Origin of the sequence: Clostridium senegalense JC122 (assembly GCF_000285575.1) — a bacterium.
GTDB classification, from domain to species: Bacteria; Bacillota; Clostridia; order Clostridiales; family Clostridiaceae; genus Clostridium_J; species Clostridium_J senegalense.
The window spans coordinates 1,455,814-1,470,111 of record NZ_HE611050.1; the positions used below are offsets into that span (position 1 = coordinate 1,455,814).

Sequence of the window (14,298 nt, forward strand, 5' to 3'; positions counted from 1 at the left end):
TGCCCCCACACTCGCCTGCTGGAGATTTCGCTACCCAGAGTTAACTTCTCACTACTAACTCTCTCGCTTTATAGCGGCAGGACTTACTTCTAAGCCGCACCATGATCATTAAAACTTTGTTTAACTTACGTGGATCGTTTTGCCTGCGACTGGCATCGATTTTCAACCACAAACCCAACTTACTTTTTATATTATACTACACTTTTCGTTCCAGTCAAGATAAATACTTTTTTTACTCCATTTTCTTTTAAAGCCTTACTACAATTTATTAATGTTGCTCCTGTTGTCACTACATCATCTATTAGTAAAACATTTTCAAAGTTACTATTACTGCTTTTAACTGATTTAAAGCATCCTTCTACATTTCTCCATCTCTCCCAAGATGTTAAACCTATCTGATCTTTTGTTTCTTTAACTTTTTTTATCAGTTGTTTACAAGGTATATCAAGTTTTTCTGATAATTTTTTCGCAATAACTTTCGCTTGGTTATACCCTCTTTTATTATAAGTTTTTTTACTAATTGGTACAAAAGTTATAACATCTATTTTTATATTTTTTTGTATAATTAACTTTTTCATATAATTTGCTAATATTTCTCCGCAAGTAAAATTACTTTCATATTTGAGCTTCATAACAATGTCTCTCATTACTAATTTATGTTCTGCTATAGAATAACACTTATATTTTTCACCATTATGATATATATAAAATGGTTTATCTATAATCTCTATATCCCTTTTACACCTAGTACATAAATTATGTGATAATGCACAATCTTTACAGATAACACATGCATTATTATCAGGATATATAATATCTAATATACAATTAATTATATATTTTGAAGCCTTATAAATCCCTCTTCCCAACCTTTCTTATTTAAATTTCTCATTATTGATTTAGCCTTTTCTATATCTTCATTTTCATCTTTACAAATAAAAATTATTTCTTTTCTCATTAGCGATTTAGCTCTTTCAATTTTACTAACCAAATAAACTAAGTTCTTATAATTAAATTTTTTATCATCTGCAAAAAATACCATTATGTTTATATCAGTAAGTTTTTCATTATGAAATTCATCATAATCATCGGTTATTAATATACCTGTTTTACTTTTTAAAAATGCTTTTATAGAGCTTTTATCCTTCTTCTCTTTTATAAAATAAAATACATCCTTTGTTAGCTTTTCTCTTAATTTATCCATATATAAGTACACACTTATAACTTTATCATTGCTAGGAACATATATTATTGTCTTTTTTTCTGTGGCAATTGTCCAACTTATGTATTCATAAGCTACTAGTGGCAAGTCCTCTTCCATATCTATTTTTGTAGTAATTACCCTAGGCTCTATAAGAGGAGTATTATATTTATTTAAAGGAAAATATATAGATAAAGCTCTATCAAATATAGGTTCAATAGAGTATGATATTATTGTTCCTCTACTTTTAACTGCTTTTGATAATATATTTTTTATATTTTTTTTAGATTGAAAAGGCATATATCCAAGCTCATCAAATATTACCAAATCATATTTTTTATCTAAATACAATGCCCTATTATAATCACAAAAATTCACCTTAGAACTATCCTCATCAGTTTTTTCATCTAAATATACATAGTCATTATTCTCTAGGTAACTTATGAGTTCTATATTTTCTTTTTCTTCATTTACAATATATAAAACAGATTTATTATTACTTATGCAATAATTTATTGCATCTAAAAATATAGTGGCTGTATTATAAAAATAAGAAATTACATTTATTATATCGGTATTATTTTTTACATATTTTAAAACTTCTTTAATAACGTATTCTTTTCCTTTAATCATATTTCAAATAAATCTCCTTACTAAACTCCAAATATTTCACTTATTCTCCACTTCAAGCCTGAGTATCTCTCAAAAGTTCTATCATTATCTTTCATAAAAGATACTGTTTTTTTATCTCCAACTAAAACGACTAGTTGTTTTGCTCTAGTAACTCCAGTATATAAAAGATTTCTATTCATAAGCATTGGAGGACCCATAAACATTGGCATTATAACTACTGGAAACTCACTTCCCTGACTTTTGTGGATTGTTATAGCATAGGCTAATGTCAATTCATCTAAATACATATCATCATATTCAACAACTTTGTCATCTTCAAAAATAACTGTTAGATTGTTATTTTCATTTATATCATAAACATATCCAACATCACCATTAAATACTCCAAGCCCTGTACATTCCGCATCAAAAACCTTTTCTTTTTTAGTCCATTTTAAACTGTAATTATTTTTTGTCTGCATAACCTTATCTCCAATTCTAAAAACCATTTCTTTGAGTTCCTTTTCTGGTTTATTAGCACTTGGTGGATTTAAGATTAATTGCAACTCTTTATTTAGATTATCAACTCCTGCTATACTTTTTTTCATAGGAGATAATATTTGTATATCCTTCATTTTATCCCAGTTAGTGTTAAATTTAGGCAACCTTATACTTATTAAAGATATTATTTGTTCTAATATATTTTTACTATCTATACATTGTATAAAGTAAAAATCACTACCTTTTGAATTTAGTATAGGCATCTTACCATCATTTATTAAATGGGCATTAACAGTTATCATACTTTCTTTACCTTGTCTAAATATTTCATTTAACCTTACTGTTTTAACAACACCACTTTCAATTATATCTCTTAAAACGTTTCCTGGTCCTACAGATGGTAACTGATCAACATCACCAACTAGTATTAACCTTGTACCTGTAAATATAGCGTTCATCATGCTATTCATTAAATTTATATCTATCATAGATGCTTCATCAACTATTAAAACATCACACTCTAACTTTCTGTCGGTTAATAATTCACTTTCTTCTTCTTCCTCCGATGCGCCCATCTCTAAAAGTCTATGTATAGTTTTAGCCTCTCTTAAAGTAGTTTCACTCATCCTTTTAGCCGCTCTTCCTGTTGGTGCTGCCATATTAACCTTCATTCCAGCTTTTTCAAATATACTTACTATACAGTTTATTATAGTGGTTTTCCCTGTTCCTGGGCCTCCTGTTATAACCTCTATTCCATTAGTCATAGCTCCTTCTATTGCTTCTCTTTGACATTTAGCTAACTGTATATTCTGCTCTTTTTCAAAGTTTTCTATTTCCTCATCATAATTAATCTCTAATTCATCATATTTAGTAGTGCATAATTGAACAAGTTTCTTTGTAACTCCCATTTCAGCATAAGCATATTGAATAGTAAATACACACTGAACACCATCTATATTTTCTACTTTAATTTTACCTTCAATTATATTTTCTCTTATAGCTAAATCAATATTTTCTTCATCTACTTGTAAAACATCTATAGCTCTTTTTATAAGTTTTTCTAATGGCATATATGTGTTACCTAATAAACAAAATTCATTTATTATATATTTTATTCCACTTTTTACTCTAAATATTGAATTTTTTTCCACACCTAAACTCATAGCTATCCTATCTGCCGTTTTAAACCCAATTCCATTTATTTCTTCTGTTAATATGTATGGATTATCTTTTACAATAGCTACAGAACTGCCTCCAAATCGTTTATAAATTTTCATGCACTGATTAGCAGTCATTCCATAAGTTTGAAAAAATATCATTATATTTCTAATCTCTATTTGTGCCGAATATGATTTCATTATTAATTTTATTTTCTTTTTTCCTATACCATTAATTTCTTTTAATCTATCTATATCTGTATCTAATATTTCTAACGTCTTTTCTCCAAAATGATCTACTATTTTTTTTGCAGTAACAGGTCCTACCCCTGAAATAATCCCACTTGATAAATATTTTTCTATTCCTAGTTTACTAGTTGGTAAAATTTCTTCTATAGATATAACTTTCATTTGCTCACCAAATTTTTCATGTGTAACCCAATCCCCTGTAACTTTATATTGACCGCCTTCTTTAATGTAAGGTATTACACCAACTATTGTATGTCTTTTTTTTCCATCTTTTAGATGAGCTATTGTATATCCATTTTCTTCATTTTTAAAAATAATATCCTCTAGTATCCCTGTTATATCTGACATAAAAATCTCTCCTAAAATTGTTCTTTTGAATATTATATCATAGAGCCATACTATTCTCATTTATTAATATACTTGACAAATGTTTAGGCTTTCAAACAAACATGATATTTATTCATACTAAATATAAAAGACACACCTTTGGGTGTGTCTTTTATATTATAAGTATTTTTTTATTTCTTCTACTTTATCTAATTGTTCCCATGGAAGATTTAAATCATTTCTTCCAAAATGACCATATGCTGCTGTTTGTTTGTATATTGGTCTTCTTAAGTCTAATTGTTTTATTATAGCACCTGGTCTTAAGTCAAATACCTTTTTAATTATTTCTATTATTTTTGCATTAGAAATTTTTTCTGTTCCAAATGTATCAGCTTCTATAGATACTGGATTAGCAACTCCTATAGCATATGCAAGTTCTATTTCTATTTTGTCAGCAACACCAGCTGCTACTAAGTTTTTAGCAACCCATCTAGCCGCATAAGCTCCTGAACGGTCAACTTTAGTTGCATCTTTTCCTGAAAATGCTCCACCACCGTGTCTTCCATATCCACCATAAGTATCTACTATTATTTTTCTTCCTGTTAAACCAGAATCTCCTTGTGGTCCACCTATAACAAACTTACCTGTTGGATTTATATAGTATTTAGTATTTTCGTCTAATAATTCTGCTGGAACAACAGCTTTTACAACATGTTTCATTAAATCTTCTCTTATTTGTTCTTGTGTTACAGTTTCACAGTGTTGTGTAGATATTACTATTGTATCTATTCTTACTGGAGTTTCATCTTCATATTCAACTGTAACTTGAGTTTTTCCATCTGGTCTTAAGTATTCTAATGTTCCATTTTTTCTAACTTCTGTTAATCTTCTTGAAAGTCTATGAGACATAGCTATTGGAAGTGGCATATATTCTGGAGTTTCTTTACTTGCAAATCCAAACATCATACCTTGATCTCCAGCTCCAACTGCTTCTACTTCATCCATTTCTTGTCCTCTTTTTTCAATAGCTTCATCTACACCTTGTGCAATGTCAGGTGATTGCTCATCTATTGATGTTAATACTGAACAAGTTTTATAATCAAATCCATATTTTGCTCTTGTATAACCTATTTCTTTTATTGTTTCTCTTACTACTTTAGGAATATCTATATAGCAATTTGTGCTTATTTCACCCATAACTAATACCATTCCTGTAGTTACTGCTGTTTCACAAGCTACTCTTGCATGAGAGTCTTTTGCTAATATACTATCTAATACTGCATCAGATATTTGATCACAAATTTTATCTGGATGCCCTTCTGTTACTGATTCTGATGTAAATAATCTTCTCATTTTCAAATCTCCTTTCAAATTTCCGTTCTAATCGAAGAGAGTGGCCTTAAAAATAATACAAGGTATATTTATTATTACAAAATCCTTGTAACTACTATTTTTATGCAATAAAAAACCTCTTCTTTGATAAGAAGAGGTCGAAATTTCGTACTCGCACTCTCTTATCTTGCAGAATATTTCTGCAGGAATTGGCACCATTGTGCTACGCACCGGTTGCCGGGTTTCATAGGGCCCTTTCCCTCCACCTCTCTGGATAAGAGTAATTATATAATTTTATGATACAATATTATCATTAAAATACATCACTGTCAACAATATATTATTTGATTTATATGGTAAATATATTTAATAATTTAATTTATTTTAAAATAAAAACACTTTAGAAAATCTAAAGTGTATGGTGGAGGAGGACGGATTCGAACCATCGAAACGAAACGTAACAGATTTACAGTCTGCCCCCTTTGGCCACTCGGGAACTCCTCCATTTATGGAGCTGGCAATAGGAATCGAACCTACAACCTGCTGATTACAAGTCAGCTGCTCTACCGTTGAGCCATGCCAGCGTATTATTATATTTTAAGTTTAATGGTGGTCACAACAGGGTTCGAACCTGTGACCCTCTGCTTGTAAGGCAGATGCTCTCCCAGCTGAGCTATGCGACCGTGTTATATGGTGGAGGAGGACGGATTCGAACCATCGAAACGAAACGTAACAGATTTACAGTCTGCCCCCTTTGGCCACTCGGGAACTCCTCCACTTATGGAGCTAGCAATAGGAATCGAACCTACAACCTGCTGATTACAAATCAGCTGCTCTACCGTTGAGCCATGCTAGCGTGTTATTTTTAGTCGGTAACTTCGACAAGGTTTATTTTATAATCTTGTAGTATTTTTTTCAAATCCAAATTTAGCCTTTATAAGTAATTATTTTAAATTTGTTCTCACTTTCTAAGTTTATCTCTCTTTTTCTTATCAGTTTACTTTGTTAAATTAAAATCATTTTTAAAATTCTTTAGTTATTTCTTTGTTTATAAAAGGTTGGGCAATTTCTTTAGCTTCTTTAATTTCTTCTTCTGTTAAATATTTTTCTAATACAGATATAATTTTTTTTACACCTAAATCTTTATTTTCATAATTTAAATATTTAACTATATTATTAAATTCTTTTTTAGGTACTTTATATGCAAAGGTTATTAGTTTTTTCTTTTCTGATAACGATACTTGTTTTAGAACTTCCTTTGCTTCTGCCCTCACTAGCTCTTTACCTATTTTTTTTTATTTTTATTGTAAGAATCAAATTCTTCTACTGTAACATCAACATTATTCTCAAATTCTTTCATGTCATCATAAAAGTATTTTTTATTTTTATACTTTCTTGCCTCATCATAAGTACTAATATTTTCCTCATTATTTTCAACAATATTCTCTTTTAAAGCTTCTTTAGTATTCTCTTTATTTTTTTCTTATTGAAAATCAAAGGATCTGAATAACTTTTGTTTTGATTTTCCTTTGCAATTTCATCATTTTTTTTAATTTTTTCATACTCTATATTAATTTCATTTTTTACAACTAAATCCTCATGATTTCTATAGACCTTCAACATAGTACAACTATAAATTATAGTACATAAAATTATTATACATGAATATATTTTTTTTATAATTATCACTCCCATTTAATATTATGAACATAAAAAATTTTATATATACTTAATTATTAACAAATCCAAAGACTCATATTCAAATGTGTACTTACATAAAAAATATTTTTATTTTTTTCTAAATGTTTATAATCACATTCTGTTTTTTTTGCATATATATTATTAAGCGCATTTTTCATATTTTTACATTTATACAAATATTATAGAAGATAATAATTAAATTTTATTTTGTATAAATCAATTTTAAGTTGATACTTAAATTTCTTTAAAATGAATCACAATTCTCTAGGAGGTGCAATCAGTGACTAAAATTAAAACCCATTATAAAAATCCCCTAGCTTATTACAACTTAGCTACTTTTATTAAAGATTATTTAGATGAAGATACTATTATTATATGTATAGGTACAGATAGATGCATAGGTGATTGTTTAGGTCCACTAGTTGGAACCTGTTTAAAAGAAAATTTTTTCCCTTTACCTGTTTATGGAACAATTTCTGATCCTATACATGCATTAAACTTAGAAAATAAGTTGAATGAAATTAAACTTAAACATCCTAATTCAAAAATAATAGGAATTGATGCTTGTCTTGGACCACATTCAAGTATAGGCGAAATACAGGCAAGGGACTTTTCCATAAACCCTGGGAAAGGTGTTGGAAAATTACTTCCACCAGTAGGAGATATGTCTTTAATAGGAATTATAGATTCTAGTGATGATACGGAATTATTTACAAATAGAAATATAAGATTAAACCTAATTATGCAATTATCTAAGGTTATAACAAAGGCTCTTTTGCATTCATATTACTTAGCTTTTGATAACTCATCTTTTATTTAAATTTCCCATAATTTTAAATAATAAAATGACACAGTAAAAAACTGTGTCATTTTATCAATCAAATTATTAATAAAAAGATAGGTCTTGTCCTCCAAAGGAATCACCCATTTTATCTATAAATTCTAATGCTTTTCCTGTTCCTATTGCAACACATGAAACAGAATTTTCAGCTACATATACTGGTACTTTTGTATAGTCTTGTACTAATTTATCTAGACCATCTAAAAGTGCTCCTCCACCAGTCATAACTATGCCTTTTTCAGCAATATCTGCTGCTAATTCTGGTGGTGTTTTTTCTAGTACAGCATGAGTACACTCCGCAATTGAAGCTACTGCTTCTCTTAAAGCTTCTCTCATTTCTGTAGAATTAACAGTTATATTTTTAGGAAGACCTGTAATTAAATCTCTTCCTCTTATATCCATGTCAATTTCTTCATCTTTTTTATAAGCTGATCCTATGTTTATCTTTAAATCTTCAGCAGTTCTCTCACCTATCATTAATTTGTGTTTTTTTCTTATGTATTTAATTATAGCATCATCAAAATTATCTCCTGCTACTTTAATAGATTCTCTAACTACCATTCCACCTAAAGATATAACAGCTATATCTGTAGTTCCTCCACCAATATCTATTACCATATTTCCACTAGCTTTAGAAATATCAAGTCCTGCTCCTATAGCTGCTGCTAATGGTTCCTCTATTAGATAGACTTTTTTAGCTCCTGCATTTCTTGCTGCATCTTCAACAGCTCTTCTCTCAACTTCTGTAGATTCACATGGAACACATACTACAACTCTTGGTGCTGCTTTCTTATTTCCACATGCTTTTTTTATGAAATGTTCAAGCATTTTTTCTGTAACATCATAATCTGAAATAACACCATTTCTTAAAGGACGTATAGCAACTATATTTCCTGGAGTTCTTCCTATCATTTTTCTAGCTTCTTCTCCAACTGCTAATACCTTATTTGCATTTTTTTCAATTGCTACAACTGAAGGCTCTTTTAATATAACGCCTTTTCCTTTCATATAAACAAGGACTGTAGCTGTTCCTAAATCTATACCCATGTCTGTTCCCATACCGAAAAAAAACATACTTTAATTCACTCCTGCTCTTTCGTATTTTAACTAAAAGTTTAGCTTTAAACTAAATAACTCTTATATTGTCTAATTATAATACGAAAGGCTTTATCCTTCAATTGTTTTATATTTCATCTGTGTAGCTTTTCCACCTCTGATGTGTCTTTCTGCCTTATTTAAATCCAATACATTTTTAGCTTCTTCTGCAATTTGAGCATTGATTTTAGGTAATCTTTCGGTCATATCCTTGTGTATAGTACTTTTACTTACACCAAATACAGTTGCTGTTTTTCTTATAGTTTCTTGTGATTCAATTATATATCTTGCAACTTGCAATACTCTTTCTTCAATGTAGTCTTTCAACGTGTTGCCTCCTTAATCCTTATATATTTATAAATATGCTTATATTTCCACATAAATTACTTATGTATAAGCCATTCTCTGAATAATTCAGAAAATGGCTTTAATAATACTAACTATTTTTTATAATTTACATATTTACTAGGATCTATGTTTTCACCATCTTTTAAAACTTCAAAATGTAAGTGAGAACCATATTCTTCATATGCAAATGTAGTTGTGTTTCCAACTTTACCAATTTCTTGAGAAGCTTTTACTGAATCTCCTTTTTTTACAGCTACTTTTTCTTGCAGATTAGAATATTTACTTACAATTCCATTTTGATGATCTATTTCAACATATGTTCCTTCTGATGAAGTATCTACATTTTTAATAACACCATTCATCATTGCAACTACAGGTGTACCTTCTTCAACTTTTACATCTATACCAAAGTGTGGTCTATAATCCTTAGTTGAAGACATGTAAACAGGATCTTCTGTGTATGAACGAGCTAAACTTCCATCTACTGGTTTAACTGATTCACTATCTGTTGCATTTGAAACTGATTGACTTTCTGCATTTTTTTGAACTTGTACTTCTGGAACTGCTTTAAGCTCATCTTTTTTTACTTGTAATGCATCATTATAAGTTTTAGGTTCTACAGTTGCTCCATTAGTTTGTTTGTCCTCTTTTGTTTCTTTATTTGTCTTTTGCTCCATTGCTGGTAATTGCGCCACATCTTTTTTATCCTTAGATGTTGTTAATATTGTTACTGTTGCTACTGCACATAGGCAAACAAATAAAATTACATAAAATCCTTCCTTTTTAAAAAATTGTTTAAATTTTGTTTTCTTATCCATAAAAACACCTCCACTAGTATTGTTGTCCTATCTTTTTAAGTTAATTCACTTTTCTTATTATTTTTTCTCGTTTTTTTTCGACTTTTTTCTTATATGTTTTTAAAAATAAAGAACTCATGGTAACCATGAGTTCTTATGGACTTTCAAATTCTAACTTAAATTTATATATCTATTAAACAAGGACTTTTTTTTAATTATATAAACTATATACTAGTAGATACTTATGAAATAATTCTTTCTTAATGCCTTATCCTTTATATTATTTTTTATTTATTTGTTCCAAAGTTATTCCTGTATAATAATGCTGTAATATATCCTTATAGGATTTCCCTTCACTAGCCATATTATTAGCTCCCCATTGACTCATTCCTACTCCATGACCAAATCCTGTACAGCTTATTTCCATGTCATTATCTAAATAGTTTATTTCAAAATTAGCTGAATTTAAGCCATAAAGACTTCTAAATTTAGGTCCACTAATAGTTACTGTTCCTAATTTTATACTCTTTATACTTCCACCATCAGTTCTTTCTAAAATTTTTATTTGATCTTTTATATTATTCAATGTCATATTTGCATTATACTGACTATTAGCTTTTTCAATAAAATCTGCATAGGAAATTGAGACTACACTTTTATATCTTGGTGCATTCTCTTCACCTTTACTTTCAACACTTCTTAAATATGGTAGTGCATTTACAAAAACATCTTCTGAATTTTCAGTTTTGCCACTACTGGTAGAAAAGTAGTATGCTCCGCTAGCAAGCTTTCCCTCATAAGCTAACACCTGTCCCTTTGTAGCATTTACAGCCTCTTCTACTTTTTTCCAATTGCTTTCACCTTTAACGCCCCACATCTGGATTTTCTCTTCTTTGCTTAAATATACCTGACAATGAGTTGTATCACAAAGATCTGATCCATTCCCTTTACTACATCCACCGCCTATAGCTTTTGTATGGGCTACTGTATAGGTTCTAGCAGCTACTGCTTGAGCTTTCAGTGCTTCTATCTCAAAATTTATTGGCATTTCACTACTTATAACGCCTTTAACATATTCTTCTATAGGTAGTTCAACCACCTTATCTTGCTTTGTTAAGTAAACCTTAACTTTATCTATCTTTATATCCTCTACTAAGTTTTTTTCAGCCACTTTATTCTTCTTTATATCTCGTTTACCAATTTCAAAAGAACTAATATTATTATTTTTTTCTTTAATATTACCCCCTAATATAAAATAAGTAGACCCAAGTAAAAACATAACTCCTAGTGCTACAAATGTTAAAACTGATATTATCTGAGATGCCATTTTTTCACTTATACCTACACTATGAGTATTCAACTTAATTTTATTTTTAAAATTTCTCATTTTATCCTCCTCTCGTTTCGTAAGTTAAAACTTTAAATAATAGGCTATTTGTTCTTTTTATTCAAAGTTTATTAAGAAGAGTTATCAAATATAACATATTTTTTAAAATATTTTTATAAATTCAAAATTCAACTTATTTATAGTTATTTTTTAGAGCTTCAAATTAATTTTTAAAACAAAAATAGTCACTCATAAAACTTGAGTAACTATCTTTTAAAATTAAATTTCTTCTTCTATATTTATTCTTTTAATATCAGCACCTAATTTTTGAAATTTCTTTTCAATTTCAACATACCCTCTATCTATATGGTATATATCTGCTATTGTGGTTTTTCCCTTTGCACACAATCCTGCTAATATTAGGCAAGCTCCTGCCCTTAAGTCTGTTGCTTTAACTTCTGCACCTGTTAAAGATTTTACGCCTTCCACAACTGCACATCGTCCATCTATTTTTATATTTGCACCCATCCTTACCAGTTCTCTTACATGCATAAATCTATTTTCAAAAATAGTCTCAGTTATCATACTAGTGCCCTTAACGACGCTTAATAGACTCATCATTTGAGCTTGCATATCTGTAGGGAATCCAGGATATGGCATAGTTTTTATATCTATTGGTTTTAAATCTGCACTTCCATCTATAACAATAGTATTTTTACTTGCTTCTATCTTTACTCCCATTTCCTTCATTTTTGCTATTACTGGTTTTAAATATTCTTCATTTACATTAGTTAATTTTATTTTACTTTTAGTTATTGCTGCTGCAATCATAAATGTTCCCGCTTCTATCCTATCGAAAATAGGAGTATATTCTGTTCCAATAAGCTTATCTACTCCCACTATTCTTATGGTATCTGTGCCTTCTCCATAAATTTTTGCGCCCATACTCTTTAAAAAATTTGCAAGATCTATTATTTCTGGTTCTTCTGCTGCATTTTCAATTATAGTTTCACCTTCAGCTAGTGACGCAGCCATCATTATATTTTCAGTAGCTCCTACTGACGGAAAATCTAAATATATTTTTGCACCTTTAAGTTTATCTGCTTTAGCTTCAACAAATCCATGTTCTGTTATAATATCTGCTCCTAATGCAGTTAATCCTTTCAAGTGTAAATCTATAGGTCTTGACCCTATATTACACCCTCCAGGCAAAGATATCTTAAAGTATCCGAACCTTGCAAGCATAGCACCCATAATCAAAAATGATGCCCTCATTTTTCTTACTAACTCATTACTAACTTCTTCTAATTCTAAATTTCTAGTATCTATTTCTACTTTATTATCTTTCCTTAAAATTATTTTAGCATTTAAAGATTGTAAGACTTCATAAAGAACATTAACATCTTCTAATTTAGGAATATTATTAAAAATACAAACACTATCACTTAATATAGTTGATGCAAGTATTGGTAATACTGAATTTTTAGCTGAACTAATCTCTACTTCGCCATTTAATCTTTTGCCACCTTTTATAATAAACTTTTCCATGTTACTCCTCCATAAATAGTGCTATTTTAAAAAGCTACAGTTATTTCTGGGGTTCCTATTATTAAATAATTTTCTTTGCTGTATTTCATAATAGCAAACTGAAAATCAATTTCTTTTCTAAAGATTTCTTTTGAATTATACATCTTAGTATTGCAAATAGTACTAAATCCATTCTCTAAAGGCACCGTTTCTAAATCTGTAGCCCCATTTTCATCTAAAAAATCTACTATATGCTTATTTAGCAAATTGCAATCTTCACCATTAAAATTAGATTTTACATATAAATACTGATTTATATGTTTTTCATTTTTAAATGTGGTCTTTGTTAAATTCTTTAGAAAATCTAAATTATTATATTTTGTCTTTTGGCTAACTGTCATTTTTATCATATTATCTTTATAATCAATTTTTCTATAATTACATTAAGATTATCAATTTTAACTTCTATATAGTTATTATAATTTTTAACAATTACTTTTTCTTTATCATAACCATAAAAACTTATACTTTTCTTTAATTCTTCACAATAACTATTTATATCTTTTTTTTCTTTAAATATAGTTTCAACTCCAACTTCAATAATTTCTGCTTTAGATATATTTAAAACTTCACCAATTATATCTCTTTTCTCTATAGCCTTTGAGCTTATTGAATTTAAACAAACCAATATAAAAATCATAAAAAGTGATATAAGCTTTTTTAAAAATTTCTCCATAATTACCCCTCCACTTTTAAAAGTATTGACAATAATTACTGCTTTATACACTGGTTTGTCACAGATATACGTTATTAATTTTTTAAATTAGAAATAAGATAACATAATTGGTTATTATAGATTACATGTTTATAACTTATATACACTTATATCTATAATCTTTTATGTTATCCTAATTAATATAGTGAAACATGCTTTAATTTTAACTTGCCTATATTTTTAATTACAGTTATGAAATTAGTGATTTTTAAGCATACATTCACTATTAAGGGTGTTCAAAATCTACAATACATAAGCTAAAACGTAATTTTAAAACATTATACAATAAACTAAATAAATATATAGATTATAACTAAAGTTATAATTTAATTTTTTTATAAATTTATAGAAATTTTGAATATATATTATTAATATATATTTTTTCCTCTTTTTGTGCATATTAGTGTTTTTTTACAATATATACATCTAAAAATAATGCTATCTTTAATCAAGATAGCATTATTTTTATGTAAACATAGATGAAAATGGAGCTACTTCTTTTAAAGTA

Annotated in this window: 14 protein-coding genes, 5 tRNA genes and 1 riboswitch; of the genes, 1 reads left to right on the plus strand and 18 read right to left on the minus strand. The window is 28.5% G+C overall.

All coding sequences use genetic code 11. The features are described from left to right. Window positions 1-191: 191 nt before the first annotated feature. The 11 genes from CSGHG_RS07285 to CSGHG_RS07335 form a co-directional block, all read right to left on the minus strand. On the minus strand, window positions 192-869 hold the full coding sequence (locus tag CSGHG_RS07285; RefSeq protein ID WP_010293765.1) for a ComF family protein: 678 nt from the start codon (window positions 867-869) through the stop codon (window positions 192-194). Beyond that, entirely contained in the window at window positions 833-1,834 is a 1,002-nt protein-coding gene (locus CSGHG_RS07290) for a hypothetical protein (RefSeq protein WP_010293767.1), read from the minus strand. The genes CSGHG_RS07285 and CSGHG_RS07290 overlap by 37 nt, the downstream gene beginning before the upstream one ends. 20 nt (window positions 1,835-1,854) lie before the next feature. Next, window positions 1,855-4,068 carry an SF1B family DNA helicase RecD2 gene (gene recD2 / locus CSGHG_RS07295; protein ID WP_010293770.1) on the minus strand — a complete coding sequence of 738 codons (2,214 nt, stop codon included), beginning with the start codon at window positions 4,066-4,068 and terminating at the stop codon, window positions 1,855-1,857. A gap of 156 nt (window positions 4,069-4,224) precedes the next feature. Continuing rightward, a complete protein-coding gene (gene metK / locus CSGHG_RS07300; RefSeq protein ID WP_010293772.1) occupies window positions 4,225-5,400 on the minus strand; it encodes a methionine adenosyltransferase in 1,176 nt (391 codons plus the stop codon). A gap of 158 nt (window positions 5,401-5,558) precedes the next feature. After that, window positions 5,559-5,660: riboswitch (SAM riboswitch) on the minus strand. 138 nt (window positions 5,661-5,798) lie between these two features. Beyond that, window positions 5,799-5,883 (minus strand) — tRNA-Tyr (locus tag CSGHG_RS07305). Between the two features lie 5 nt (window positions 5,884-5,888). Further along, window positions 5,889-5,963 (minus strand) — tRNA-Thr (locus CSGHG_RS07310). A gap of 23 nt (window positions 5,964-5,986) precedes the next feature. Beyond that, window positions 5,987-6,062 (minus strand) — tRNA-Val (locus CSGHG_RS07315). 8 nt (window positions 6,063-6,070) lie between these two features. Then, window positions 6,071-6,155, minus strand: a tRNA-Tyr gene (locus tag CSGHG_RS07320). A 5-nt stretch (window positions 6,156-6,160) separates the two neighbouring features. After that, window positions 6,161-6,235 (minus strand) — tRNA-Thr (locus tag CSGHG_RS07325). A gap of 166 nt (window positions 6,236-6,401) precedes the next feature. Then, window positions 6,402-6,653 carry a hypothetical protein gene (locus CSGHG_RS07330; protein ID WP_010293773.1) on the minus strand — a complete coding sequence of 84 codons (252 nt, stop codon included), beginning with the start codon at window positions 6,651-6,653 and terminating at the stop codon, window positions 6,402-6,404. 175 nt (window positions 6,654-6,828) lie between these two features. Continuing rightward, window positions 6,829-7,002 carry a hypothetical protein gene (locus tag CSGHG_RS07335; protein WP_155844742.1) on the minus strand — a complete coding sequence of 58 codons (174 nt, stop codon included), beginning with the start codon at window positions 7,000-7,002 and terminating at the stop codon, window positions 6,829-6,831. Between the two features lie 358 nt (window positions 7,003-7,360). On the opposite strand from CSGHG_RS07335, the gene yyaC reads away from it, so the two are divergent. Further along, window positions 7,361-7,900 carry a spore protease YyaC gene (gene yyaC / locus CSGHG_RS07340; RefSeq protein ID WP_010293775.1) on the plus strand — a complete coding sequence of 180 codons (540 nt, stop codon included), beginning with the start codon at window positions 7,361-7,363 and terminating at the stop codon, window positions 7,898-7,900. A gap of 66 nt (window positions 7,901-7,966) precedes the next feature. Here the strand turns inward: yyaC and mreB are convergent, their stop codons facing one another. The 7 genes from mreB to CSGHG_RS07375 all read right to left on the minus strand — a co-directional run bounded on the left by mreB (window position 7,967) and on the right by CSGHG_RS07375 (window position 13,751). Further along, window positions 7,967-8,995 carry a rod shape-determining protein gene (mreB, locus tag CSGHG_RS07345; protein WP_010293776.1) on the minus strand — a complete coding sequence of 343 codons (1,029 nt, stop codon included), beginning with the start codon at window positions 8,993-8,995 and terminating at the stop codon, window positions 7,967-7,969. 93 nt (window positions 8,996-9,088) lie between these two features. Then, window positions 9,089-9,343 (minus strand): sporulation transcriptional regulator SpoIIID, encoded by a 255-nt coding sequence (gene spoIIID, locus CSGHG_RS07350; RefSeq protein ID WP_010293777.1) that lies wholly within the window; start codon window positions 9,341-9,343, stop codon window positions 9,089-9,091. Window positions 9,344-9,456: 113 nt separating this feature from the next. Then, window positions 9,457-10,182, minus strand: coding sequence for a M23 family metallopeptidase (locus CSGHG_RS07355; RefSeq protein ID WP_010293780.1), 726 nt, complete (start codon window positions 10,180-10,182; stop codon window positions 9,457-9,459). Between the two features lie 259 nt (window positions 10,183-10,441). Beyond that, window positions 10,442-11,548, minus strand: coding sequence for a stage II sporulation protein D (spoIID, locus tag CSGHG_RS07360; protein WP_010293781.1), 1,107 nt, complete (start codon window positions 11,546-11,548; stop codon window positions 10,442-10,444). Window positions 11,549-11,767: 219 nt separating this feature from the next. Beyond that, on the minus strand, window positions 11,768-13,036 hold the full coding sequence (gene murA / locus CSGHG_RS07365; RefSeq protein WP_010293782.1) for a UDP-N-acetylglucosamine 1-carboxyvinyltransferase: 1,269 nt from the start codon (window positions 13,034-13,036) through the stop codon (window positions 11,768-11,770). 26 nt (window positions 13,037-13,062) lie between these two features. Beyond that, entirely contained in the window at window positions 13,063-13,425 is a 363-nt protein-coding gene (locus tag CSGHG_RS07370) for a hypothetical protein (protein ID WP_010293783.1), read from the minus strand. Further along, on the minus strand, window positions 13,422-13,751 hold the full coding sequence (locus CSGHG_RS07375) for a hypothetical protein (RefSeq protein WP_010293784.1): 330 nt from the start codon (window positions 13,749-13,751) through the stop codon (window positions 13,422-13,424). Before CSGHG_RS07375 ends, CSGHG_RS07370 begins: the two co-directional genes overlap by 4 nt. Window positions 13,752-14,298 lie beyond the last annotated feature (547 nt).